The 24,495-nt window shown below is 54.2% G+C and carries 28 protein-coding genes and 1 tRNA gene; 13 read left to right on the top strand and 16 right to left on the bottom strand.

All coding sequences use genetic code 11. From position 1 onward, the window contains the following. Nucleotides 1-29 precede the first annotated feature (29 nt). The 3 genes from ndhN to RHH27_RS12810 all read right to left on the bottom strand — a co-directional run bounded on the left by ndhN (nucleotide 30) and on the right by RHH27_RS12810 (nucleotide 2,499). Nucleotides 30-482, bottom strand: a complete 453-nt coding sequence (ndhN, locus tag RHH27_RS12820; protein ID WP_149821379.1) for a photosynthetic/respiratory NAD(P)H-quinone oxidoreductase subunit N — start codon at nucleotides 480-482, stop codon at nucleotides 30-32. A gap of 69 nt (nucleotides 483-551) precedes the next feature. Further along, nucleotides 552-1,223: a DUF1614 domain-containing protein gene (locus RHH27_RS12815; RefSeq protein ID WP_206200455.1), complete on the bottom strand. Its 672-nt coding sequence runs from the start codon at nucleotides 1,221-1,223 to the stop codon at nucleotides 552-554. Nucleotides 1,224-1,254: 31 nt separating this feature from the next. Further along, entirely contained in the window at nucleotides 1,255-2,499 is a 1,245-nt protein-coding gene (locus RHH27_RS12810) for a protein kinase domain-containing protein (RefSeq protein ID WP_302678468.1), read from the bottom strand. A gap of 241 nt (nucleotides 2,500-2,740) precedes the next feature. Here RHH27_RS12810 and RHH27_RS12805 point away from each other — a divergent pair. From RHH27_RS12805 to RHH27_RS12790, 4 genes are all read left to right on the top strand, one after another. After that, nucleotides 2,741-2,813, top strand: a tRNA-Thr gene (locus tag RHH27_RS12805). Between the two features lie 99 nt (nucleotides 2,814-2,912). Beyond that, nucleotides 2,913-4,409, top strand: coding sequence for a serine/threonine-protein kinase (locus RHH27_RS12800; RefSeq protein ID WP_206200453.1), 1,497 nt, complete (start codon nucleotides 2,913-2,915; stop codon nucleotides 4,407-4,409). A 10-nt stretch (nucleotides 4,410-4,419) separates the two neighbouring features. After that, a complete protein-coding gene (locus RHH27_RS12795; protein WP_302678467.1) occupies nucleotides 4,420-5,175 on the top strand; it encodes an MBL fold metallo-hydrolase in 756 nt (251 codons plus the stop codon). A 2-nt stretch (nucleotides 5,176-5,177) separates the two neighbouring features. Next, nucleotides 5,178-5,669, top strand: a complete 492-nt coding sequence (locus RHH27_RS12790) for a phosphate-starvation-inducible PsiE family protein (protein ID WP_302677354.1) — start codon at nucleotides 5,178-5,180, stop codon at nucleotides 5,667-5,669. Here RHH27_RS12790 and RHH27_RS12785 read toward each other — a convergent pair. Further along, the gene (locus RHH27_RS12785; protein ID WP_225901722.1) at nucleotides 5,646-6,506 is read right to left on the bottom strand and encodes a prephenate/arogenate dehydrogenase; all 861 of its coding nucleotides are present in this window, start codon (nucleotides 6,504-6,506) and stop codon (nucleotides 5,646-5,648) included. The two genes, RHH27_RS12790 and RHH27_RS12785, sit on opposite strands and share 24 nt — an antisense overlap. A gap of 128 nt (nucleotides 6,507-6,634) precedes the next feature. Here RHH27_RS12785 and RHH27_RS12780 point away from each other — a divergent pair, with 128 nt between their 5' ends. After that, nucleotides 6,635-7,789 carry an HhoA/HhoB/HtrA family serine endopeptidase gene (locus RHH27_RS12780; protein WP_302678466.1) on the top strand — a complete coding sequence of 385 codons (1,155 nt, stop codon included), beginning with the start codon at nucleotides 6,635-6,637 and terminating at the stop codon, nucleotides 7,787-7,789. Nucleotide 7,790: 1 nt separating this feature from the next. Beyond that, nucleotides 7,791-9,053: a phospholipid carrier-dependent glycosyltransferase gene (locus RHH27_RS12775; RefSeq protein WP_302678465.1), complete on the top strand. Its 1,263-nt coding sequence runs from the start codon at nucleotides 7,791-7,793 to the stop codon at nucleotides 9,051-9,053. A gap of 2 nt (nucleotides 9,054-9,055) precedes the next feature. Here the strand turns inward: RHH27_RS12775 and RHH27_RS12770 are convergent, their stop codons facing one another. From RHH27_RS12770 to RHH27_RS12750, 5 genes are all read right to left on the bottom strand, one after another. Next, nucleotides 9,056-9,418: a response regulator transcription factor gene (locus RHH27_RS12770; protein ID WP_206200447.1), complete on the bottom strand. Its 363-nt coding sequence runs from the start codon at nucleotides 9,416-9,418 to the stop codon at nucleotides 9,056-9,058. A gap of 116 nt (nucleotides 9,419-9,534) precedes the next feature. Further along, entirely contained in the window at nucleotides 9,535-10,395 is an 861-nt protein-coding gene (locus tag RHH27_RS12765) for an energy-coupling factor ABC transporter ATP-binding protein (protein ID WP_302678464.1), read from the bottom strand. 1 nt (nucleotide 10,396) lies between these two features. After that, a complete protein-coding gene (cbiQ, locus tag RHH27_RS12760) occupies nucleotides 10,397-11,185 on the bottom strand; it encodes a cobalt ECF transporter T component CbiQ (protein ID WP_302678463.1) in 789 nt (262 codons plus the stop codon). A 7-nt stretch (nucleotides 11,186-11,192) separates the two neighbouring features. Continuing rightward, on the bottom strand, nucleotides 11,193-11,498 hold the full coding sequence (locus RHH27_RS12755) for an energy-coupling factor ABC transporter substrate-binding protein (RefSeq protein WP_206200444.1): 306 nt from the start codon (nucleotides 11,496-11,498) through the stop codon (nucleotides 11,193-11,195). Beyond that, the gene (locus RHH27_RS12750; RefSeq protein ID WP_302678462.1) at nucleotides 11,491-12,267 is read right to left on the bottom strand and encodes an energy-coupling factor ABC transporter permease; all 777 of its coding nucleotides are present in this window, start codon (nucleotides 12,265-12,267) and stop codon (nucleotides 11,491-11,493) included. The genes RHH27_RS12755 and RHH27_RS12750 overlap by 8 nt, the downstream gene beginning before the upstream one ends. 237 nt (nucleotides 12,268-12,504) lie before the next feature. Here RHH27_RS12750 and RHH27_RS12745 point away from each other — a divergent pair, with 237 nt between their 5' ends. Together RHH27_RS12745 and RHH27_RS12740 are read left to right on the top strand one after the other, a co-directional pair. Beyond that, complete coding sequence (locus tag RHH27_RS12745; RefSeq protein WP_149821405.1) at nucleotides 12,505-12,810, top strand: cell division protein SepF; 306 nt, start codon at nucleotides 12,505-12,507, stop codon at nucleotides 12,808-12,810. Between the two features lie 7 nt (nucleotides 12,811-12,817). Then, nucleotides 12,818-13,204, top strand: coding sequence for a hypothetical protein (locus tag RHH27_RS12740; RefSeq protein WP_206200443.1), 387 nt, complete (start codon nucleotides 12,818-12,820; stop codon nucleotides 13,202-13,204). Here RHH27_RS12740 and recF read toward each other — a convergent pair. The 4 genes from recF to RHH27_RS12720 are packed head-to-tail and all read right to left on the bottom strand — an operon-like array spanning nucleotide 13,143 to nucleotide 16,698. Further along, complete coding sequence (gene recF, locus RHH27_RS12735) at nucleotides 13,143-14,282, bottom strand: DNA replication/repair protein RecF (RefSeq protein ID WP_302678461.1); 1,140 nt, start codon at nucleotides 14,280-14,282, stop codon at nucleotides 13,143-13,145. The genes RHH27_RS12740 and recF overlap by 62 nt on opposite strands. A 10-nt stretch (nucleotides 14,283-14,292) precedes the next feature. After that, nucleotides 14,293-14,781, bottom strand: a complete 489-nt coding sequence (locus RHH27_RS12730) for a DUF427 domain-containing protein (protein WP_206200441.1) — start codon at nucleotides 14,779-14,781, stop codon at nucleotides 14,293-14,295. 47 nt (nucleotides 14,782-14,828) lie between these two features. After that, nucleotides 14,829-15,482 carry a response regulator transcription factor gene (locus RHH27_RS12725; protein WP_149821413.1) on the bottom strand — a complete coding sequence of 218 codons (654 nt, stop codon included), beginning with the start codon at nucleotides 15,480-15,482 and terminating at the stop codon, nucleotides 14,829-14,831. Nucleotides 15,483-15,489: 7 nt separating this feature from the next. Then, on the bottom strand, nucleotides 15,490-16,698 hold the full coding sequence (locus tag RHH27_RS12720) for a M20 family metallopeptidase (RefSeq protein ID WP_302678460.1): 1,209 nt from the start codon (nucleotides 16,696-16,698) through the stop codon (nucleotides 15,490-15,492). Between the two features lie 268 nt (nucleotides 16,699-16,966). Between RHH27_RS12720 and RHH27_RS12715 the strand changes: the two genes are divergently transcribed. After that, nucleotides 16,967-17,188 carry a DUF4327 family protein gene (locus RHH27_RS12715; protein ID WP_024123956.1) on the top strand — a complete coding sequence of 74 codons (222 nt, stop codon included), beginning with the start codon at nucleotides 16,967-16,969 and terminating at the stop codon, nucleotides 17,186-17,188. Between the two features lie 44 nt (nucleotides 17,189-17,232). Here RHH27_RS12715 and RHH27_RS12710 read toward each other — a convergent pair whose 3' ends face one another. Together RHH27_RS12710 and RHH27_RS12705 are read right to left on the bottom strand one after the other, a co-directional pair. Further along, nucleotides 17,233-17,586, bottom strand: a complete 354-nt coding sequence (locus RHH27_RS12710; protein ID WP_302678459.1) for a hypothetical protein — start codon at nucleotides 17,584-17,586, stop codon at nucleotides 17,233-17,235. 58 nt (nucleotides 17,587-17,644) lie between these two features. Continuing rightward, nucleotides 17,645-19,186, bottom strand: a complete 1,542-nt coding sequence (locus tag RHH27_RS12705) for a bifunctional pantoate--beta-alanine ligase/(d)CMP kinase (protein ID WP_302678458.1) — start codon at nucleotides 19,184-19,186, stop codon at nucleotides 17,645-17,647. A gap of 349 nt (nucleotides 19,187-19,535) precedes the next feature. Between RHH27_RS12705 and RHH27_RS12700 the strand changes: the two genes are divergently transcribed. The 4 genes from RHH27_RS12700 (at nucleotide 19,536) to cobO (ending at nucleotide 23,672) form a co-directional block, all read left to right on the top strand. Next, entirely contained in the window at nucleotides 19,536-19,856 is a 321-nt protein-coding gene (locus RHH27_RS12700) for a hypothetical protein (RefSeq protein WP_206200436.1), read from the top strand. 71 nt (nucleotides 19,857-19,927) lie between these two features. Further along, on the top strand, nucleotides 19,928-21,763 hold the full coding sequence (locus RHH27_RS12695) for a flotillin family protein (RefSeq protein WP_302678457.1): 1,836 nt from the start codon (nucleotides 19,928-19,930) through the stop codon (nucleotides 21,761-21,763). Nucleotides 21,764-22,118: 355 nt separating this feature from the next. Further along, entirely contained in the window at nucleotides 22,119-23,066 is a 948-nt protein-coding gene (locus RHH27_RS12690) for an RNA polymerase sigma factor, RpoD/SigA family (protein WP_206200434.1), read from the top strand. A gap of 3 nt (nucleotides 23,067-23,069) precedes the next feature. Next, nucleotides 23,070-23,672: a cob(I)yrinic acid a,c-diamide adenosyltransferase gene (cobO, locus tag RHH27_RS12685; RefSeq protein WP_206200433.1), complete on the top strand. Its 603-nt coding sequence runs from the start codon at nucleotides 23,070-23,072 to the stop codon at nucleotides 23,670-23,672. Here the strand turns inward: cobO and RHH27_RS12680 are convergent. Beyond that, complete coding sequence (locus tag RHH27_RS12680; RefSeq protein WP_302678456.1) at nucleotides 23,669-24,466, bottom strand: PhzF family phenazine biosynthesis protein; 798 nt, start codon at nucleotides 24,464-24,466, stop codon at nucleotides 23,669-23,671. The genes cobO and RHH27_RS12680 overlap by 4 nt on opposite strands. Between the last annotated feature and the right edge of the window lie 29 nt (nucleotides 24,467-24,495).

The raw sequence follows: 24,495 nt of genomic DNA, 5'->3' as shown, positions 1-24,495 counted from the left end.
TTATTGATTGACGCAAGACGTGTCTGGTCTTAAGCGGCAGCGACCCAATCAGCAAGGGGTTCCCAGCGCACAGTGCGATCGCCCCCCACTTCTACCACCACTTTGAACTTCGGTAGGGTCTGGGTTAACTGTGCCAAGTAGGCAAATTCCTGCCTTGAGAGCCGCTTGCCATCAATCAGCCAAAGCACCAGTCCCTTGGCATTGGGGGGCAGGTTTTCCAAGTGGTAGGTCACTAGGGGGGGCTGGAAATAAACGCGAATGTCTTCCTTGCCCGTGTGAGCCGGACGAATCCCGTGCGCTTGGGTCAGGTAGGCTGCTAAATCCCCCAAACCCGGTGCGCTCATGTGCAAGGTGGTATAGCCCTTGGAACGCAGTCGCCGTTGATAACGACCCTCAAAACCACCCTCCGGGGGAACAAAGAGTGCCAATGCCCCAGCGGATTCTAAATCTTTGACAAATTGATAGCCAGCCAGCAGACCCATAGATCCTTTCTCACAGGTTTTAGCATTCCATCCAGCACTTTATCATGGTCATTCCTACTGCGGGTATGCCTAAGTTAATAGCAGGGCAAATAGCCCACATAAGGCAATACCATCAAAAACACCCGCACCACCAATACTCAGCACTCCCGCCGACATCCGCTCAATTTCCCGTAGGTGGAGTAAATCTGCACCAATCAGGGTTCCCAGCACACCTCCGGCAAAGGCAATGGGTGCCGCCGCCACGCCCCCAGAAATCAAAATGGCTGTCATTGCTGCTGTTAGGGGCGCGACCAAGGCATTCATTTGAATACCAATCCCCGGTACCACCTGAGCAGAGTAGTAACTGACAGCGGCCACAATTGCCGTCACCAAGAGAATTGCCAAGGGACTGACGCGGGTAAATTGATAGAGGGCTAGCACCGTCGGGATCAAGCCGCCCCCCACATTCAGCGCCACAATCGTCTTTTGCTCAATTTTGCGCAGGGGAATGCCCCAAAACCGACTGAGCCAGAGTTCTTCAAAGTCGGGAACAATGGCCACCGTAGAAACCCGCTCATAGAGGGGGATATTAATCGTGCTGCCGAGAATCACAAGCAGCAGTAAGACCGAAGCAGCAGTAGGTGAAAAGCCCAACTTGGCAACGGCCACTTGTACAGCATCGAGGGCGATCGCTAGCCAAAGGAAAGGCAGCGACAGTAACAGCAGCACAAAAAGTAGAGCAGTAACAGGCAGATAAATCATAGAAACGCAAAATGACCTTAAAACTTGGGACTCAAACGTGGGAGGACGCCTGGGACACTGCCGCCAGAGCCTCCCTCAGCGCTTTGGCCAAAGCAATCGCGGAAGGATAGCGATCGGGCAACAGAGGAGCCGTAGCGCGGTGCAACACCTGTTTCAAGGGGTCGGGAATCTCGGGGCGATCCGAAACATCAAGGCGATGAAAGCCATCACAGTGGTGATAGAAACGAATCGGACTATCCCCCAACAGCAAAAAGGCTAGGGTTGCGCCTACTGCAAATAGATCCGACTGAATGGTGGGTTGACCCATCATCTGTTCCGGAGCACTGTAGCCCTCCACGGCAATGCGGGTGCCACCGGGGGAATGCCCCAGTTCTTTGACCGCCCCAAAGTCAATCAAAACAATTTGGTTATCGCGCGATCGCACCAGTAGGTTACTGGGTTTGAGATCCCGATGAATCACGGGTGGATCCTGATTGTGCAGATAGTCCAAGACACCGCAGGTTTGAATCATCCACTGCACCGCCTGAGGAATCGGCACCGTGCCATTGCGCAGTACCCAGCGCTCTAGGTCAATGCCATGAATGAGTTCCATCACCAAATAGCTTTTACCATCTTCCACAAAAAAGTCATAAAAGCGGGGAATCCCTGCATGGTCAAGGAGCTGTAAGATGCGAGCTTCCCGTTCAAAGAGTTCCTGTGCCTTTTCATTGTCCTCCATATCAGACCGCAGTTCTTTGAGAACCCACACCTCCGGTACCTTGCCAGTCCATCCCCCGGAGGGTTGCGCTTCACAGGCCAAGTAGGTTGTGCCAATGCCGCCATGCCCTAAAAGGCGCAGGATGTGATAGTTGCGTACGGTGCGCTGCACATTGAGGGGTTGACCACAGTGAATGCAAAACAGATTCCCCGGCATATTACCGGCATGGGTACACTCACTGAGGGTGGGCGCACTGCGGCGAAAGGTTTGCTCATGGAATTCAAGAATTGGGCCTGTGGGGCCTAGCTGAATGAGACTGCCACTGGCAAGTTTGCTCTCATCAACAAGGCGACCATCAACAAACGTCCCGATCGCCCCCAAACTTTTGAGATACCAACGCCCGAGATTTTCTGGATCCCGATAGCAACACAGTTCAGCGTGATAGCGACTAATGAGAATATCATTGAGAATCACATCGTTATCTGCGGCACGACCAATACGGATGGTCGTTTTAATCGGGAAACGCCATGTTTTGACCGGGGTGCGTTTCCAAGGATCTAACAGGTGCAGAATAATCACGGATGTGGAACTGCCACAGCAAACTCATCGAGATTTAGCCTATTTTCCTACACTTTGCCGATGTCTGCAGTGTTTTGCAATAAATCATAAACAGCTCAAGATGCCAAGGCTAAGTGTTCTAACGGAGCATGCAGCCCTACTCTAGACTGTCTATCCGGCTTGACAGTGCGCAATTCTTTATGAAAGAGACTATAGTCTCGGATTTCTCACGACTGCCAAAGCGTAGTACACTAGGGGTAGTGCTGGTGTAGCTCAGTTGGTAGAGCAACTGACTTGTAATCAGTAGGTCGTCGGTTCGAGTCCGACCATCAGCTTTACTCAGTGTTCGCCCAAAAAGTATTGGGTCTTTGGCTTAGCCTTGCCTGCCATGACGGCACTATGATGATCAAGGAAACGATCTTGCTACCCTTGCCATGCTTGTCTATTGCACCCGTCCCCACTGTCGTTGTCCCCAAAACGATGTTCCAGACTTAGACAACCCCAACAAACGCTACAGTCGCGTGGCGGAGCGATTTTGTACGGCCTGTGGGATGCCCTTGATTCTACGGGGACGATACGTTGCAGAGCGGGTTCTGGGTCAGGGGGGGTTTGGGGCGGCCTATCTAGCACGGGATTTGGATACCCCTGGTCGGCGTGAGTGTGTGATTAAGCAATTTCGTCCCAACGTGTCCGATCCCCAGAGTCGGCAAAAAGCTCAGGAACTCTTTGAGCGAGAGGGTGAAGTTCTCGACCAACTGGGGCAGCATGCGCAGATTCCTGATTTACTAGCATTTTTTGCTGAAGAAGTCCCCAGTGTGGATGGACAAGGGGTAGAGCAGTATTTCTACTTGGTACAGGAATATATTGACGGCGAAACCCTCGAGGATGAACTGGCTCAAAAGGGATGCTTTAGTGAGGAAGAGGTGCGGCAGGTGCTGCGGGAACTCCTACCCGTGTTGCAGTACGTCCATGACCACGGCTCGATCCACCGTGATATTAAGCTCTCAAATATTATGCGCCAGCACCCCAGCAAGACAAAGTTTCCCGGCCAAGGGCGGCTCTATCTGCTGGATTTTGGTGCGGTGAAGCAGATTTCCCAAGCGGGGGGACAACAAGGACACTTTACGGGTATTTATACCCAATACTATGCGCCACCGGAACAAGCACGGGGGGAACGGGTCTATCCCAGTTCAGATCTCTATGCCTTAGCAGTGACTTGTATCATATTGCTGACCGGCAAAGATCCCAGTGAGCTATTCGACGCTTATAACAACCGCTGGCATTGGCATTCCTATGCCCAAGTCAGTCCACAACTGCAAGCCATTCTCGATCGCATGCTACAACCGGCGCCTAGCGATCGCTACCAATCAGCGGCAGAGGTCTTAGCGGACTTAAATGCTTACTCTACCCCCGCCCCACCACCGCCTCCACTGCCACAACCAGTAACAGTAGCACCCCCTTCCCCGCCACCCGTAGTGTCACAACCGGCACCCCCTCCTTCACCTGGACCGGTGATGCCACCGACCAGCACACCACGTCCGAAAGCAAAACCGCCCCGCCAGCCTGCGCCTCCCTTACCGGCATTGAAAATTCTCATTGGTGCTGGCTTTACGGGCTTTGAAATGACGGCCTTGGGGTTGATGATTTTTAGTTTGATGACCGCTTGGCAGTTGCCTGTTGGTGTGAGTGCGGGGTTGATTGGTGCTCTATTTGCCTTTTTGGTGTTTTTGCAGTACAAACGCTGGATTGAACACTGGGAGCAGTTGATCATTGCAGTCATTTCAGGGGCAGTTCTTTTTTTTGTCCCCCTCTTGCAAGCAGGCCTAGGGGGTGTGACAGCGCTGCTCATTTGTGGTTTAGTGGGGTTGGGTTGCATGGTTATGGGCAACATTTTTTTGCTAATTTACAATATCTTGGCGCGATTACTGTAGGAGCGGGGCAATGCAGTTAACGTGGTTGGAGAGCAATACTTGGTTGTGGAAGTTAGGTCATACGCGGATTTTGGTTGATCCGTGGTTTGTGGGGGCACTGACTTTTGGCAACACGCCTTGGCTGTTTCAGGCGGAGCGATCGCGCCCCTGCCCCATGCCAAGCGATGGGGATGTCATTTTGCTTTCCCAAGGGCTACCAGATCACTGCCATGAACCTACCCTCCGCACCTGCGATCGCGCCCTACCGGTCATTGCCTCCCCCAGTGCCGCCAAAGTTGCTCAAGGTCTTGGCTTTGAAACAGTAATTGCCCTTAGCCCCCACCAAACCTACACGTACCGCGATCTCACAATCCAAGCCACCAAGGGCGCCAGTATCGGCCCTCGTCAACAGGAAAATGGTTACATTGTGCGCTGGGGCACTCAAAGTCTCTACTATGAACCCCACGGCTGTCATGATTCGTGGCTGCGCACCTACGGCAAGGTGGATGTGGTGATTACGCCGCTGTTGGATGTCTGTTTACCCATGGTGGGTGCGATTCTCAAGGGGGGCAAAACGGCATTGGAATTGGGACAATGGCTTCAGCCCAAGGTGATGATCACCACTGCTGGCAATGGTACCCTCCGTCTTCAGGGATGGCTACCGCGACTGCTCTCGGTCAAAGGCACCCTTGAGGAACTGCAAGTGTCGTTTCAGCGGCTAGGCCTCAACACTCGTTTGGTGGAACCAGTAGCCTACACTCCCCTTGTTCTTCTGGCTGAGGTCTAGGGATGCGATGCTGGCTACGGCCTTTGATTCTCTTTTGGCAAGAGGTAATTCTTCTACTTCAGGACAATCAGCGGTTTTTGCAGTTGCTCAGTCAGATTGAGGGGATCGCGACCCGGGTGCTGGCGATCGGGATGCTGCTGGTGGTCATCGTCGCCATTATTGATTTGGGGCGGATTTTGACCGTGGAGCTATTCTCACCCCCCTTGGGACAGTTTAGCCTTGAACTGGTGAAAATCTTTGGCCTCTTTCTCAATGTGCTTGTGGCTCTGGAGATTCTTGAAAATATCACCGCCTACCTGAAAACCCACGTCTCGTCGCAAATCGTTGAGCTAGTAATTGTCACGTCTCTAATTGCCATTGCCCGCAAAATTATCATTCTGGATATTGGCCAACCGGAAACGGTGGCAAAGCTCTTGGGGCTGGCGATCGCCATCTTGGCCTTGTCTGCCAGTTACTGGATTGTGCGTCGTTTAAACTACCGGCGGCGTCCCTGAGGGATAGACCTGCTCGCGGTAGGCTTGCGCCTGTTCTAGGGTGGTTTGCAGCCGCTCCCAGTCCTCCTGCTCCACTTGGCGAATCAGATCATCAAGGGTGGCACGGTAGTGGATCAGGCAGTGGCGCAACGCCGCGCGGTTATATTCCGCCATCATCCGTCCCAACTCTGGATTGCCGCCGCCAACACGGCTGGTATCGCGAAAGCCGGAGCTAGCCAACTGCTGGGCAAGCTTCCGAATCGGCTCATTGGCTTCTTGGGCATTCGCAAGAATCAGTGCTGCACTCACGAGGACGGGAAGGTGGGAAATCCAAGCAACAGCGCGATCGTGATCCGAGGGGGTGGCATAGAGTAGCTTGGCGCCGAGATCATTGACCACACCAGCCACACAGTCAATGGCCGCACTGTCAGTGTAGAGGGTTGGGGTGAGAACATAGGGGGCATTGTCAAAGAGATGGGCTTGCGCCGCTTCAATGCCGGATTCTGCGGTACCGGCCATCGGGTGCCCACCGACATAGCGAGGCCAGAGTTTTTCGAGGGCGGGGACAATTTCTCCCTTGACGGATCCCACGTCTGTCAGCACTGTTTCTGGACTGAGGTAGGGGGTAATATCCAAGGCGACACTGAGAATGCTGCCAATGGGGGGACAGAGAAACACCAGATCAAGGGCACGCAAAATTTCTGGCTCCGTACTGCCCCAGTCAATGGCACCCTTGGCGATCGCCCGCTCACAGGTTTCAGGACGCCGACTCAGCCCAACCACATAGTGCCCCTTTGCCCGCAGATCAATGCCCAGTGAACCACCAATGAGTCCCAGCCCGACAATGCCAATCCGCAGCATAGTGCCCCTAAACTTGAATACCTTTACGATTGTGACATTGATTCTTGTTCTGAGGGACATTCCCCTCCTATGCAGATTTGTGCTTTGGATTCACAGCCAGAGGGGGGGCTTCGATACAATCAGAAATGACTCTGTTGCGCTTTAGGCCACCAATGATGAAACGCCTTGCCCATTTGCTTCAGCAGACCCTCAAATGCTGCCTTGGCCTTGCTCTTGTTTGGTGCCTCAGTAGCGGTACACCGGTGTGGGCAGCAGCAGCTCACCATAGTTTTGTGGCAGCCGCAGTGGAGCGGGTTGGCGATGCGGTTGTTCGCATTGATACCGAACGCACGATTGTGCGCCCAGCGGATCCCCTCTTGAGTGATCCCTTCTTTCGCCAATTTTTCCCCGGTTTAGCCTTGCCCCCCCAAGAGGATCGGCTGCGGGGTCAGGGGTCGGGGTTCATCATTGATCCCAGTGGCATTGTCATGACCAACGCCCATGTGGTGAGTCAAGCAGATACGGTGACGGTGCGCCTCAAGGATGGCCGGGTCTTTGAGGGAGAAGTGCGCGGCGTGGATGAGGTATCTGATCTAGCGATTGTCAAACTCAAAGGGGTCACCGAACCCCTACCCACTGCGCCCCTCGGCAATTCCAGTGACGTGAAAGTGGGGGATTGGGCGATCGCCGTCGGGAATCCCCTTGGCCTTGATAACACCGTCACATTGGGCATTGTCAGTACACTCCACCGTTCCAGCGCCCAAGTGGGTATCCCCGATAAGCGCCTTGATTTTATTCAAACGGACGCGGCCATCAACCCCGGCAATTCTGGGGGGCCTTTGCTCAATGAAGAGGGGGAAGTGATTGGCATTAACACTGCCATTCGTGCCGATGCCATGGGGATTGGCTTCGCGATTCCAATTAATAAGGCCAAAGCCCTGCAAGAGCGCCTGATTCGCGGTGAAAAAATTCAACACGCCTACATTGGCATTCAAATGACCACCTTCACGCCAGCAATGGCCAAGGAAAACAATGCTAATCCCAACTCACCAGTGATTCTGCCAGAGGTCAATGGCGTTCTTGTCCTGCAAGTGTTGCCCAATACACCGGCCGCAAAAGCTGGTCTGCGCTGGGGGGATGTGATTACAGCCGTGGATGGGGAACCGATTACCAGTGCCGATCAGTTGCAGGGGATTGTTGATAGTGCCGCTGTGGGGCAAGTTCTCAACCTGACCGTTCAACGGGGCGATCGCAGCCAACGGATTGCAGTGCGGACAGCGGAGTTGCAGGGAGCGGCTTAGGATGCCCTTGGGGCTACTGCTGCTGTGGCTCTTTGCCCTTGCCACCCGCTTTTGGGGGCTGACTCGCTTTCCCACACTGGTATTTGATGAGGTCTATTTTGCCCGCTTTGGCCGCAACTATCTCGCCGGTGTTCCTTTCTTTGATGCCCATCCGCCTTTGGGAAAATACCTGATTGCCCTGAGCATCTGGCTGGGGGGCGGCTTTCACCCTTGGGGCTATCGCTGGTTGAATGCCCTGATGGGATCACTGATTCCCATAGCGGTGGCAGTGTTGGCCTATCTCCTGACGCGGCGATCGCGAGTGGCACTGCTATCGGGACTCTTTGTTGCCCTCGATGGCCTCTTTTTGGTGGAGTCTCGCTATGCTCTCATCAATATCTCCCTTGTGCTTTTGGGTGTGGTGGCACAGATTCTCTGGCTATGGGGGTTGCGCTACCAAGGAAGGGCGCGATCGCTCTGGCTGATGGCCGCAGGCATTGCCTTTGGCGCCTGTGGGGCAGTGAAGTGGAGTGGCTTGGGATTCCTGTTGGGGGTAGGGCTTTTCTGGCTTCTCCAGCAGAGTTTACCGCTGCCTGCTGAATGGAAGACCACTTACCAGTGGTGGCAGATGTGCCTGCTACTCCCCGTTGTCGCCTTTGTGGTTTATACTCTGCTCTGGCTACCCCATCTCCAGTTTCATCCCCACCAGAGCCTACTTGACCTCCATCGCCAAATGTTTAACTTTCACCGCAGTGTGGCCAGTACTGCCCATCCCTACTGTTCGCCGTGGTGGTCTTGGCCGCTCCTGCTGCGCCCCATGAGCTACTTTTTTCAGCGGGTGCAAACCCTCAGTGAACCCGTGCCCGTCATTGGCCCGCCCCTACCACCGGCAGATACCCAATGGGTTTATGCCGTCTATGCCCTCTTCAATCCCCCCCTCCTGTGGCTGGGGACCTTGGCCACGTTGGCTCTTATCCCCCTTAGATTGACGACAACCGCAGGCCGTTTTGTGCTCTTAAACTATGCTGCCAATCTCTTGCCCTGGGCACTGGTGAGCCGCTGTGTCTTTATCTATCACTACCTCCCCGCTGCCCTCTATAGCTTTATGGCCTTGGCCTTGCTCTGGGAAGCCAGCCACGATTGGGGAGCTTGGGCACGCTGGGCAGGCATTGCCGTCCTAGGGGTGGTTGTTGGGGGCTTCCTCTACTGGCTCCCCCTGTATTTAGGACTACCCCTGACGCCCCAAGACTTTTTGAGGCGGATGTGGTTGCCGTCTTGGATTTAGGACTATCCTAGGAGTTGTTTAACAGTGGCAATGAGTTCTGCAGGATCAAAGGGTTTGGTGATGTAGGCATCCACCCCCTGCTTTTTACCCCAGTGAATATCAAACTCTTCGCTTTTGGTGGTGCACATGATCACGGGCACACTTTGGCAAGCCGCTTCACCCTTAATCCAGCGGCACAGTTCGTAACCATTCATGCGCGGCATCACCACATCCAGAATCACCAAATCAGGACATTGAGCCTTGATCTTTTCTTGGGCTTCGATACCATCCTCAGCCTCAACAACGTCATAGTTCTGCTCTTTCATCAGCTGAACAATCATTGCCCGCAGGGTGGGGCTGTCATCAACAACCATAATTGTGGCCATAAAGGTTCTGCCTGATGCCGCAAATAATACGCTGGTAATTAGTGAACAGTTGGATATTCTACCCATCGCCTAGCTTATCATTTTCACCGGAGTCCTGAACATCGGCACCTTGGTCTTTAGGGGCGATCGCTCCTTTGGAATTCCTGAAAGAGAGCAGCCAATTCTTGACTCAAGGCTAGGGGGGTGCGGGGCAAGGGTCGCTGGCGACGCCAAAAGGGCGGAAATTGTTGCCACAGGTGCAGTAGGGTAGGCGTTCCCAATTCAGGGGCAAGGGTCGGCCACTGCCCAAAGACATGGGAAGCGCGATCGCTCACGGTGACCTGACCATTGACCAGCACCATAATCCAGTCTGCCCAGCCATAGGCAAAATCAAGATCATGGGTGGCAATCATAATCGTGGTTCCCTGCTGGTGAATGTTCTCTAGGGCCTGCTCCAGTTGCTGCCGCTGCTGATAGTCGAGATAGGTGGTGGGTTCATCAAGCAGTAATAGCGTCGGTGCTAAGGCCATTACCCCAGCCAGTGCCACCCGCCGTTTTTGCCCCAAACTCAAATGATGCAGGGGGCGATCGGCAAGCTCCACTAAATCAAAGTTCTCTAGGGTTTGGTACAAACGCGCTTCGATTTCGGCGGTGGGTAGGTCTAAGTTACACAGCCCATAGGAGATGTCCTCCGCCACGGTGCCTGCCACCAGTTGCTGTTCGGGGTCTTGAAAGGCCAAGCCAATGCGTTGCCGCCACTGCCGCAGTCGCTCTGGTTGATGGACGAGCCGTTGCCCTTGCCAGTAAATTTCACCGCGATCGCGCCGATAGAGGGCCGCTGCCAGATAAAAGAGCGTTGATTTGCCTGAGCCATTCAGCCCCAAAAGGGCAACTTTCTGTCCCGCCTCTAGGGTAAAGGAGCAGTCTTGCAGCACGGGGGTAGTGGTATTGGGATAGCGAAAGCCAACCTGATGAAATTCCAGTAGCGGCACAGACATCTCAGATGATTGCGTTCAGCAGAATGAGGGCACCGCCACCAATGACGATTTCAAGGCCATACCGTTGGGAATAGGCATAGGACTGGGGGCGCAATACCCGAAACTGCCCCTGAAAACCCCGACTGAGCAGGGCAAGGTTCACCTGTTCATAGCGGTACAGAGACTGCCGCAGGAGTTGAGCCGCCAACAGGCTGACACTAACGAGCCAGCGCGATCGCCGTTGATAGCCGCCCCGTGCCCGCTGCGCCAATTGCAGCGCGAAAGCGGTTTCTAAGAGGGTGAAGATATAGCGGTACATCAACATCAGAATATCGAGGATGAAATGGGGAACCCGCCAGCGCTCGGCCACACTCAACAGGGCTGGAAAGGGGGTCGTCAATAAAATCAATAGTAAACAGGTGCTGGCAACCATTGTCCGCAGTCCTAGGGTTAAGCCTTGGTGCAATTTCTCGGCACTGATAAAGAACGACCAGCCCATTAGGGAGATGTCACTGAGAACCACTTGCCCCGAAGTCCGTAAAGTCTCCGTCGGGATGATTTGCACCACTAACCCTAGCAAACTCACCAGCCAAAACGCAGCAACTGTGGCTAAGAGGGTGAAATAAACCCGCCACGGAATGCGGGCATAGCCGAGAATCCAAAGGCTCAGCCACAGCCAAAGCAAACTCTGGACAAGGGGACGAGCAAAAAACGTCAATAACAGGCTGGCGATCGCAAAAATCAACTTTTGTTCAGGGTGCAAATGCCGCAGACCATTGGTATAGGCATAGGTATCGAGGTGATGGTGCATTGACTGCTCAGGACTGTTGCGATTTTGAGGCAGCGGTTGCCCTTTGGCGATGGCGTTCGCGGTACTGACCCAAGATAAACCCCATGACCCCCGCCCCCAGAGCTGCTTGCACAGCAAACAGCAGGGATTCAATCTCACCACTGGGCGGTTCAAACAATGGCTCTGCCCAAGGTTCAAAGTCTGGTGCCACCTCGCTGATTAACGCTTCGGCTTGGGCATCGGCACCTTCAAAGTCACCCTTAACCAGCAGTAGGGGAAGTGTACTTAAGAGAATTGCGCCGCCCAATAGGAAGGCCACTGTTTTTTTATTCATTGGATTCCCCTCCAGGCAAGAGTTTTAAGGTTTGCAATTCGGCTGTGCAGTACGTGGTCAACCAGTTCCACACCAACACCGTGAGTAACCCTTCACTGATCGCCAAGGGAATCTGCGTCACAGCAAAGAGCGCCGCAAACTTGGCAAAAGCCGTCGCCACCCCACCCATACTATCGGGAAAGGCCAATGCCAATTGTAAAGAAGTCACCGAGTAGGTGGCCAAGTTACTGATCAGAGCAGCACTAAAAATCGCGATCGCTGGCTTAGCCGTGGCACGGGACATCCCCCAATAGGTCAACCCAGCCAACCAAGGTCCCACCACCGCCATCGAAAAGCCATTAGCGCCTAGGGTGGTCAGGCCGCCATGGGCAAGGAGCAGGGCTTGAAAGAGCAGCACCAATGTCCCCAGCACGGCCATCAGCGGTGGCCGAAAGAGAACGGCTCCCAAGGCAATCCCCATCGGATGGGAAGAGCTACCCGTAACGGAAGGAATCTTCAACGAAGAGAGGACAAAGGCATAGGCACCGGCTAAGGCAATCAGCAGGGTTGACTCTGGTTGCTGTTGAATCTGTTGTCGCAGTGCCCATAGTCCCCATGCCAAAAAGGGTAAAAAAACCAGCCACCAGCCCACTGCCCAGCCAAGGGGCAAAAACCCCTCGCTAATGTGCATCGCCAAGGCGGGGTGAGGACTCGCGACCACGAGATACGCGCTCAGAAGGGCGATCGCCCCAAGGGAGCTATATCGCTTCGCTTGGCTACGTTTGATCATTGAGATAGTCCTAAACCTAAGTGCGCCTATTCTAGTGCGCAACCAGTAACTTGCCTATGCCCAGTGGGGGCTGCAACCGATATTAGAAAGAGCTATGCCTGCTCAAAAATTCACGCAGTGCCAAGACTGTAAGGCTGGAATTTGCATAAATTTTGATGTAGTCGGTATAACAGGATGAAGTCTAATGTCATTATTGAATCGTAGGTACTGTTGCTATGTTCCCAGGGGGGAGTTGTCATGAGTGAACTGACTGCCTTTGGTCATTCCTTGAGTAGTGGCTATGAAGTAGTGGTGATCAAGCCGCAGTCCCTCAGTGATACGACCCTGATCGTTCAAGCGCTGCGGGCTGACAAGGCAGTGATTCTCAACCTAGAGCACCTCGATGTCACCGAGGCACAGCGCATTTCTGATTTTGCCGCTGGTAGCACCTATGCCATCAATGGCCATCAATCGCGCCTTGGGGATGGGGTCTTTCTCTTTACGCCCAACGTGATTAATATCCAAGAATCCACAGCAGCACCGACACCCGCTGGACTGGCCTAAGCCGTTCATGAATCCTGCAGATCTGCTCACCGTCAGTGAGTGTCAAGAGATTGATCAACTGCTCTTACCGGCCGCAGATCGCTTTGCTATTCGAGTGGCGGTGTATGCCCAGCGCTATTTGCGAGCTAAGACTGAGGGAAACCCCCTCGAAGACCTGACGGAAGCCCAAGTCTATGAACTTGTTGCTGCCGATCCCCAGTTGCAAGCGGAGGAGCAGCGCCAAGGGGGGTTTATGACATGGTATGGCCAAATTTTAATCAGTGCCCTCAAGCAACTGCGGCAAATTGCTGCAAGGGAGGGGGTGCCCATTGCTGAGCTAACCGTTTCCCAGATTAGTCACTGGTTTCAGCAGCAGTGTCAGGCACGCTTGCGATCGTCCCCGCCGTCACCTTGAGAATTTGTGCTTGTTGCCGCCAAGGGGTGGCAAAGGGGGCAAGGTGGGTGGTGGTAATCAGCGTTTGGTAGCGATCGCCCATCACCTCTAATAAAATTCCCTGCCGCTGCAAATCCAATTCGGCGAGGACATCATCCAACAACAAAAGGGGAGTGTCGCCCACCACACTTTCCACAAGAGCCAGTTCCGCCAGTTTCAACGCCAATACCAGCGTGCGCTGCTGCCCTTGGGAAGCAAATTGACGGGCACTTTGCTCATTGAGGCACAAGCCCACATCATCACGGTGCGGTCCCACCAGACTGGTTTTTTGCAGCAGTTCAATAGTGCGGCGAGCGGCCAAGGCCTCATTAAAGGCAGCCACAATCACTTCAGAAGTGCCATCCCCAAGGGGCACATGGCTCTCATAAGTCAAGGTGAGTGTCTCGCGATCGCCACTCAACACGCGATGCCACTCCTGAGCCAAGGGTGCCAAGCGTTCAATGAGGCGCTGTCGGCGGCGGATAATGCGAGTGCCATTGATCACCAATTGCTGATTCCATGCCTGCCAGAGGGCTTCATCCCATCCTTGGCTGCCGGCCTGTTTGAGGAGAGCATTCCGTTGGCGCAGGGCTTTTTGGTAGGTTTGCAGCAGTTGGCTATAGAGGGGTTCCAATTGCACCAAAATCCGATCCAACCAGTTGCGGCGAATGGCCGGTGTGCCCCGCACCAGTTCCAAATCCAAGCAGGAAAATTCCACCGCATTGAGTTGCCCCAGAAATTCCGCCGTGCGCTTAACGGTACAGCCATTCACCTGTAGGACACGGCCTGCGAGGGGGCGCAAACTCACCGCCAGATCAAGGGGGACGCCTTGGCGCTCTAGGGTGGCTTCAATTTGGGCACTCTCTTGTCCCTGCTGAATAAGGTCGCGATCGCGATGGGTGCGATGGGATTGCAGTGTGGCCAGCCACTCCACAGCCTCTAGCAAATTGGACTTGCCTTGGGCATTGTCCCCAACGACGATGGTTTTTGGCGCAGCAAACGTCACCGATTGCTCGCTGTAGTTGCGAAAGTGGCGCAGATGGAGTGATTTGAGAAACACTTAGCAGCCCTTACCAGCCCCAAGTCCCCGGTGCCCCCTTAAACGGGCCGACAATGTCCGGAGTAATCCAGCCGCCATAGAAGCCCCCCGGTTGCGGAATCACCACCACACCATCCACGGTGCATTCATCCATCAAAGCAGCATAGAAGGCAATGTAGTTGCAGATTGGCGCAAAAGCAGGGGTGGGTTTGGGATAGTACCAGGCTGCATTATCCGCTTGGCGATCGCCCACCTTGACGTGGTAGTAGGCGCCTTGTCCTTTCCACTCGCAAAAGGTTTGCCGTGCTGAGGGCACCAGATACTGCACCTGTACATCCTCTGGCGGAAAGTAATACACTGGGGGATGACTGGTTTCTAGTACCCGCTGTCCCCGCTGGGTGTCGGCAATCACCACACTATTAAAGACCACCCGCAGGTGTTTTGAGGTGGGTTCAACACGGGGCGGACGGGGATAGTCCCAAACCGATTCTTGGCCGGGGGCAGGGGGAATCCGTTGCATCGCGTTTCAGGTCCTCAACACTCTTCCTTGACGGTAACAGCTATGGCTCAAGCTTGGGAACTGGTTTGTCGCTCCACCAAGCCCTGTTCAATGGCCAGTCGCACCAGCTCAGCTCGATTGTGAACCGCTGTTTTTTGAAAGAGGCTACTGACGTGCTTTTCAATCGTTCGGGCGCTCAAGTGCAGGCGATCGCCAATCTGGGCATTGGAGAGTCCTGCCACGAGTAACCCTAGCACTTCCTTTTCCCGTTGAGTGAGATCAACGCTGAGGGTTCGTGTTTTCGGCGCCGCAAAGGGTTGCTGTCGTTGCTGCCATTCGATTTGTACCAGTTGCGCCCGATCCAACAGGTTACGCACCACCGCTGCCAACTCATTGAGGTCAAAGGGCTTGGAAAGATAGACATCGCCCCCGGTGCGATAGGCGCGAATTCGCTCTTCTAGTTCTGTGCGTGCGGTGAGGTAAATTACTGGTAGTAAGCGCAATGAGGGATGCTGGCGCACCTGCCGCACCAACTCATAGCCATTCATGTTGGGCATGGCAATGTCCGTAATCAGCAGATGGGGCTGATAGCGGTGGATCATTTCGAGAGCCTGGGCACCATCTCCCGCCGTGAGGCAGCAATACCCTTCAGACTCTAAAAAACGGCTTACTGACAGGCGGATGCCCGGATCATCATCGGCAATAAGCACTGTGAGGGACATAGGAAATTTAGGTCTCCACTAGACCACAATACTTCTCCACACAGCGGATAAACAGCTCAACCCCAATACTTAAAACAGTTTCATCAAAATCAAAGCGGGGATGGTGGTGGGGAAAATCTAACCCCAGTGTGCCATTGGCTGACCCCAAAAAGAAGTAGCAACCCGGAACCGCTTGCAGGAAAAATGACATATCTTCCGCCGCCATGGTTTGACAGTGGGACGTGACCCCAGCCGGCACTTCAACCACCGATTCAGCAACAGAGCGCACTAATTTCGCCATCTTGGCATCGTTCACCGTGGGGGGATACATCCGCTCATAGCGAAAGTCATAGGTGGCGCCATGACTCTGACAGATACCCGCAATCACCTGTTCAATGCGCTGGGGTAGCCAGTCCCCCAACTCTGGCTTAAAGTATCGCGCTGTTCCCCGAAAGGTCGCGGTATCGGCAATCACGTTCTTGGCGGTGCCCGCATGTACTGCCCCCACGGAAATCACCGCTGTCTCTAGGGGATCCACGTTGCGCGAGACGATAGTGTGCAAAGCCGTAATGATCTGGGCAACAACGAGAACCGTATCCACCGTAAATTGGGGTAAAGCGGCGTGTCCCCCCTTGCCGTGTACTTCACACTCAAAGAATTCCGCTGCCGCCATCAACGGCCCACTACGCACCCCCACCGTACCAACGGGCAGAAAGTTCCAGAGGTGCAGGCCAATAATGCCATCCACTTTCGGGGCATCGAGAACTCCCGCTTCAATCATGGGTTTAGCCCCACCGGGGCCTTCTTCCGCTGGTTGAAAGATGATTTTGACCGTACCAGCAAAATCGCGGTGCTCAGCAAGGTATTTCGCAGTCCCAAGGGCGATCGCTGTGTGACCATCGTGCCCGCAGGCGTGCATTTTCCCCTCATGGAGAGAGCGGTAGGGCTTATCGTTTTCCTCCTGCACTGGCAGCGCATCCATATCGGCGCGAATCGCCAGCACTGGCCCCGGTCGCGCTCCCGGAATCACGGCCACAATTCCCGTTTCCGCAATACCCGTGCGATGCTGAATGCCCCATTGCCGTAGTTTCTCACTGACAAAGGCCGCCGTCAGGTGTTCTTGAAAGCCCAATTCTGGTCGTTGGTGCAAATAGCGTCGCCACTGCACAAGTTCGGTTTGGAGGGCAGCCACCTCTGGACGCAGTTGGCAGCTCAATTGGGGAAGATGGAAAGCCATGGGGCAGTCTTTAGATTTTGTTTAGCATTGCCTTTCTCTAGGATAAACGATGCTCTGGGGCAGTGACAGTCAATGTAACCTCAAGAACAGGTGACGCGCCACTCGCTTCCACCAGTAGTAGGATTTTTTGATCAGAACCCCCTGACTTAGGAAACATTTGTTATTATGACAGGTAGCTCCCTAGGGCAAAAGTTAAAATAGTTCAGTATTGGATATTACACTTTGCCAATTCTGAATCCTAGGGTCTCTTCAGCCAAACGAGGATGTTATGGTTCAATCCCTTCAATACTCCATCGAACTCGTCAAAGATGAAGCACGACGACTGGTGGCCAAAGGTGTGGTGAGTCGGCAGCAGCCCATTTACACCCTCTGCCAGTTTGTGCCCGTTCGGGAGTGGCCCCTCATTGAGGCAGAGCTAGAGCGCTGTGATTTTATGCTGCGCGATCGCATTGGCGACCTCATTGGCCGTGAGTGCTGGGACAACGACTAAAGAGCCATCATTCAGGGCACCGACTTCCCAATAATGCGCAAATCCTAGGACGTGGGTGCCTGAGAATCCTGCTGTAGGTCTTGGCGAATGGCGCGCAGCGTTTCGAGAAGCGTTTGAATATCTGCGGCTAAGTCAGCACTCTCGCGAGGAGCAGGCTCAGGGGTCGAAGAGGGTTGCTGCTGTTGGGCAATGAAGGCTTGAATCAGTTCCCGTGCTTGCGCTTCGGTGAGGCGGCCTTTCTCAGCACAGACGGTGGCCAATTGGCGGGCATCCACCCGCAGTTGCGTCAGGTATTCTTGGCGTTTGGCCTCATCCTGTAGGGATTCAATGGCAGCAGCAGCCGCTCCAATACCGGTGTAGTAGAGTTGTTGTACAAGATCGAGGGGATTGCGATCCATAGAAATGTGCTCGGCGTGAACTCTCCTCTGCTACTGTACGGGAAATCTCCCTTGCTCATCAAGGTTGAGGAAAGCGACTGCGGTAGAGATGGACAATTTTACTCACCACCTCATCGATCCCCAAGTTGTCCGTACAGACTTCTATGGCATCGGCAGCTTTGCGAAAAGGGGCGTAGGTGCGTTGCTGATCCGCTGTGTCGCGAGCGGTAATCTGAGCGAGCAATTCCTCGTAGGAGAGGTCGCATTGTCCTTGTTGTTGTAACTCCTGCCAGCGGCGCTGGGCACGCTCTTCGGGCGAGGCCGTTAGGAAAATTTTCAAGCCTGCCTCGGGAAAGACATGGGTACCAATATCACGACCTTCGGCAGCAATGCCCCCATTGGCTCCGATCGCCCGCTGTTGTTGTACCATGAGTCGTCGCACACCCCGCAGGGCGGCAATTTGGGACACTCGCTGCGTCACCTCTAGGGAACGAATCGCTTGGCTGACCTCGCAATCGTTGATCCACACCCGTGTGGGTTGAGGGGGATCGCTGCTCTCAAGACGCAACTGACAATGGGCGATCGCCTCTACGACGGCTGGCTCATCCCTGAGATCAATGTTATTGTCCAAGCACCACCAAGTTACTGCTCGATACATGGCACCGGTGTCAAGGTACTGCAACCCTAGGGCTTGGGCTGCTAGTCGCGTCACGGTTGACTTCCCCGCGCCGGCAGGGCCATCCACAGCCAGAATCGGCAGGCGGCGATCCAATAGGCAATTGTCAATGAGGCGCGTTTGCCCCACCCAACCCGCGATCGCCAGCAGTCCCACGGTCTCAATGCGTTCCAAGGGCACAAGGGTCTGGGGATGCACCAATTCGGCATAGTCGAGGCGCAACTGGGGAAACTGGCGCAGATGGTTGTGAACCTGCTCCAAGAGATCGCTGGCAGCAAAGCAACCTTGACGAAAAGCAGCAGTCGCTGCCTCTAGGCTCTGACTTAGGGCTAAGGCGGTGGCGCGATCGCCCGCACTGAGGTATTGATTACGGGAACTGAGGGCAAGGCCATCGGCATCGCGGACAATGGGGCAGCCAATGATCTCCACGTCCAGATTCAAATCCGCCACACAGCGGCGAATAATTGCTAACTGCTGGGCATCCTTTTGGCCAAAATAGGCGCGATCGGGCTGCACCAAATGCAAGAGCTTCAGCACAATTGTTGCTACCCCGCGAAAATGGCCGGGGCGCGATCGCCCACAGAGGCGTTCCGTTAACTCCCTTGGTGGCTCAACTACCGTGAGACTCTCCATCCCCGCTGGATACAGTTCAGCCACACTGGGCACAAAGAGCAGATCCACCCCTAACTGCTGACAAAGTGCCGTATCCGCCTCAAGGGCACGGGGATAGCGCTCCAAATCCTCTTGGGGGCCAAACTGAAGCGGGTTGACAAAAATACTGACAACGACCACATCACACTCTTGCCGTGCCCGCTGGATCAAGGCGGCATGCCCCCCATGCAGTGCCCCCATTGTCGGCACAAAACCAAGGGTGGTTGCGGGAGGTAATGTGCCGAGGGCAGCCTGTAAACCCGCCGTGGTGGTCAAACGGTAAAACTTACCCATAGAGTGCTTCGGGGGCGATCGGTGCAGTTTTGATACAATCTGTCATATTACAGCCCTTTTCACACCGAGAGAAGACACGCCAGCTTCTGAAAGCCACGATCAGAGAGGCGGGTTTGGTGGATCCCAATGTTAGAAAAGGGCTGTCCAATGCCCGTGCCCGCTTTTTCTAACCAAAGTTTGTACATTTGTTGCAAGGGCTTTAATCTTGGGGGCAGGTTTTCTAAAATTCAGGTACCTTCGTTTCTCTGTACTTGCCAACCCTGTCACGCAACCTCCGTTTTACTCCCCCTGAGCCAAAAGCTTATTTTTTAACTGGAACTGTTCAGCATACGCCGCGAGGATAGCCCCTATGGCCAATGAACTACAAAACAGCTTACAAAAATACCGTTTCGTCTGCACCCTCACCTTCGGAGATATTTATGGCCAAGTCATTGTTTGGCTGATTGTGATCTTTATTGGTTTGGCCGCATCCCTCACCCTCTACAACAATCCCGTGCAGGCGTTTCTGGTCGGGGGGCTAATTTTGGTCTTAACCTTGCCCTTTTTGCTCTTTGCCTTTGTCACGACACTGCTCAACCATATTGAAATGCGACCTGTGACAGTCACAGAGAAGAAAAAGCGCAAAGATGCCGCCGTGGCCTCAACCACTGAAGTGGCTCCAGCGAATTAAAGAACCCTTAAAAATAGCGGGCGATCGCCCCCAAAATGCCACACTGAAATTAACGCTGAGGGGGCAGTTCTATGCTTTACTGGCTGACATTTTTGCAGGCATTACCGACACCAGAATTGCCAGCACCTCCCCGCACCCAAACCAAAGCCACAGTACTGGCGGAGTCTCCCCCCATTGTCATGGGTAATCTGGGTGGGCTGCTCTTTTTTCCCGGTGTGATTGCCGGCATTGTGATTTTACTGCTCCTGAGCATTTGGGCTTACACGCGCGTCTATGTCATTACCCCCAACAACGAAGCCTTTGTGCGCACGGGGGGGATTTTTGTTAAGAAAAAAACAGTCATTCTCAATGGTGGCTGCATTGCCCTGCCGGGGTTCCATGAGTTGACACGGGTACCGCTGCGGGAAATCTCCATTGACGTAGAGCGAACGGGCAAATTGGCGGTGCGTACCCAAGATTATCTGCGGGCTGATATGCGGGTCACCTTTTATGTCTGCATCAATGCCACCGAAGAGGATGTCCTCACTGCCGCCGCTCGCCTTTCCCAAAATAACCGCATTACCCCCGAAGACATCAAGAATGCCCTTGAAAAACGGGCGGACGATGCCATTCGCGCAGCTGCAAAACACAAGTCCTTGGCTGAAATTGACTCCGACAAACTAGGGTTTGCCCAAGAGGTACTCAACCTGATGCAGCAGGATCTGCAAAAAGTTGGACTCACCCTCAACAACATTGCCATCTCAGAAGTCCAAGAGAGTGACACCTACGACGAAAACAACTTTTTTGATGCTCAGGGGGTGCGGCTGCGCACAGAAACGATTCAACGCTCGATTCAACAAAAGCGGGAAGTCGAACTCTCAACCCGGGTCGCGATCGAACAAAAGGAACTGGATGCCCAAAAACGCTCCCTGCAAATTGAAGAGGAAAAAGAAGCGGCACTGTTAAGCCAACGCCTGAAGGTGGAAGCCCTAAAAGCGCAGCGGGAAAGGGAAATTGAGGAGGCCAAAGCAGCAGAGGCAGCCGCGATTCAGCGGGCAAAGTTGCTCCAAGCCCAAGCGGTTGAGGAAGAAGAAATCCGCAAAAGACTTGCCATCCAACAGAAGGAAATCGAGGCCAGCATTGAACTGGAGGAAAAAAATAAACTCCTGAAGGTAACGCAAGCCCAGCAACAGCAGGAGGCAGAAATCGCCGAGATCAGTCGCCAGCAGCAGGTGGAGGCCAACCGTTTGCAAGCACAGGTGGCCATTGCGGAGTCCGAGCGTCAAGCGCGTCTTGCCCAAGAGGATGTGGCGATCGCCGTTGCCACCAAGAAAAAAGAAAGTCTGATTGCCGAAGCCGAGCGGGCACGGGCAGAATCTGCGGTCACCACCGCCATCGAAGTGGAAAAAGCCAATCGCCAGAAAAACCTAGCGATTATTGCCGCAGAGCGGGAAGCGGCTGAAAAACGGGTGCTAGAGCAAAACGTTGTGGAAATTGATGCCTTTCGGCGGCGGCGGCAAGCGGAAATTGCCCAACAGGCAGCGGAACTGGAGGCGGAAGCGATTCGCACCCTTGCGGCGGCCAACCGTGATAAAGCCCTTGCTGAAGCTGAAGGGATGGAGGCCATGCTCGCGGCCAAAAATGTGATTAGCAAGGCTAACTTGACAGCTCAAGTGATTACAGCCCTCTGGCCAGAACTGGCACCGCAACTGCCACAAGTTCTCCAAGCCCTTGCCCCGCAACCGGGGGTGATTGGCGATGCCAAAATTTATACCTTTGCCAACGGGGGCACCCCTGCTGATCTCAATAAACTGCTCCTATCCACCAGCGGGCTAGCCCTGATCAATGCCCTTTTTGAGGAGGGGAAACTGGGGCAGTTGTTAGCACAAATTAAATCCCTACTCCAAGAAAATACGTCTCATTCCTAAGACGCGACTGCATACCCCTAGCCGCAAGAATGGATAACTCTTCAGTAGGTCTGAGGCGTGAACCAAAGATTTATTAACTCCATCTATATTTTCAAAATTCATAGAGATTTTTCAATGGGGTAAATATAAAAAAAAGATTAAGAACCACCAAAGGTCGGTGTTAGTATTCCGATGAACAGATTTAGAAATGTTAAGATTCTTAATATATGTAACGTATCTACGAAAACGCTGTTAAAGCACCGTTGGCTTGGCCGCGATCTTTAGCAGGGGCGATCGCCCATCCTATAGAGAAAACGATATTCCTAGGCCTTGGACGAATCACTGCTGTCAACCTTGAGAACGAGCGATAGGGACTATGGATACTTCAAAAGATTTAGTGCGCACTTACCTACGGGAGATTGGCCGTGTGCCATTGCTCACCCACGAACAGGAAGTGATCTACGGCAAACAGGTGCAGCAGCTTAGCGCCATGAACGAGATTCGCGAAAAGCTCGCAGCAGAACTCAACCGTGAACCTACCCGTGCTGAATGGGCCGCCGCCGCCAACATGAGTGAAGCAGAATTAGAGACAATTATCGAAAATGGCGAGCGCGCCAAACGCAAAATGGTGGAGGCCAACCTGCGGCTGGTGGTTTCGGTTGCCAAAAAGTACATCAAGCGCAATGTGGATCTGCTTGATCTAATCCAAGAGGGCACAATCGGGATGCAGCGGGGGGTAGAAAAATTTGACCCCACCAAGGGGTATCGTTTCTCCACCTATGCCTACTGGTGGATTCGCCAAGCCATTACACGGGCGATCGCTGAAAAGGGGCGCACGATCCGTCTGCCCATCCACATCACTGAAAAGCTGAACAAAATCAAAAAAGCCCAGCGACAACTGTCCCAACGCCTCGGTCGCGCTGCCACGATTAATGAACTGGCGGCAGAACTGGAATTAACCCCTGCCCAAGTGCGGGAATATCTCGAACGGGCGCGACAACCCCTCTCCCTTGATGTCCGTGTCGGCGATAATCAGGATACGGAGTTGGGGGAATTGCTCGAGGATCCGTCCATTTCACCGGAGGAGTTTGCCGCTCAATCCTCGTTGCGCAGTGACCTTGAACGGCTGATGGCGGATCTGACCCCGCAGCAACGCCATGTGCTCTCCCTACGCTTTGGCCTAGAAAACGGCCAGCCCCTCACCCTTGCCAAAGTGGGCGAACTGCTCAACATTAGTCGCGAGCGGGTGCGGCAAATTGAGCGGGAGGCCCTCAGCAAACTCCGCAAACGCCGCGGCGATATTCACGAGTACCTTGCCAGCTAGCCCATGCTCACTGACGAACAGCACCGCCAAAAAATGCAGCAGCGCAAAGCCGTGCAGGCGCAACGCCTCGCGGAGCGCACCCGTGAAAAAGGTCTCATTATTGTCCATACGGGCAACGGCAAGGGCAAAACCACAGCAGCCTTGGGCATGGTGCTGCGTTCCTTGGGGCATGGCTATCGCGTGGCAATTATTCAATTTATCAAGGGGGCGTGGGAGCCAGCGGAAAAAGCGGTTCTTAGCCATTGGTCAGACCAACTGGCCTTCCATGCGATGGGGGAGGGCTTTACATGGGAAACCCAAGACCGCCAGCGGGATATCGCCTGTGCCCAAGCGGCTTGGGAGCTGGGTCTGAGCTACATCACCAACCCCGAGTACCGCTTGGTACTGCTCGATGAAATTAATGTCGCCCTCCAGCTGGACTACTTAACTGTGGCACAGGTGCTCGAGGGACTTGCCCGCAAGCCAGAAATGACCCATGTGATTCTCACCGGACGCGGTGCTCCCCCAGCCCTGATTGACGCCGCAGATCTGGTGACGGAAATGACCCTTGTCAAGCATCCCTTTCGCGAACAGGGCGTTAAAGCCCAGCCGGGGATTGAATTCTAAAGCAGGAGTTCGCCAGCGAAAATCGTAACCGCCTGACCCAATAGCCGCAGGCGATCGCCCCTGTGGGGGTGAATTTTAATCACGCCCCCCCGCGCTGAGGCTTGATAGGCCAATAACTTGTCCTTCCCCAGTTTTGCTCGCCAGTAGGGATACAAGCTACAGTGCGCCGAGCCAGTGACCGGATCCTCAGGGATGCCCAGTTGGGGGGCAAAAAAACGGGAGACGATGTCATATTCCGCGCCATTGGCCTGGGCGGTCACAATCAATCCTCGGCAAGGCAGGCGGGCAATTTGGTCAAAATCGGGTTTCAACTGGGCTACAGCACTGGCATCGACCAGATCCACCAGCAGATCGCTGCCCGCTTGCCCCATAAATATGGGTGGTGTCCCGAGCGCTGCAATGATTGAGGCTTGCACCTGCTGATCCGCAAGGGGCATTACGGGCTGCTGCGGAAAATCAAGGGCGATCCAATCCCCAAGGCGCTGGGCACACAGGAGACCGCTGCGGGTGTGAAATTCTAGATCCCCTACCACCCCTTGATGCTGCCAGAGGACATGGGCTGTTGCGAGGGTGGCATGACCACAGAGATCCACTTCTGCCACAGGGGTAAACCAGCGCAGGTGAAAGCCACTGGCCAGCGGTACGACAAAAGCCGTTTCTGAAAGATTCATTTCGCGGGCGATCGCCCCCAAGGTTGCATCCTCAAAAAACGTCCCTAGGACACATACGGCCGCCGGGTTACCCCGAAAGGGTTCTTGGGTAAAGGCATCAACTTGGTACAGTGGTAGCGGCATCCGACCCCCGAAAACCGTAAAATCAATCC

The organism is Thermosynechococcus sp. PP555, from assembly GCF_031583225.1.
Taxonomy (GTDB): domain Bacteria; phylum Cyanobacteriota; class Cyanobacteriia; order Thermosynechococcales; family Thermosynechococcaceae; genus Thermosynechococcus.
This window is presented reverse-complemented; position numbering and strand designations above follow the sequence as displayed.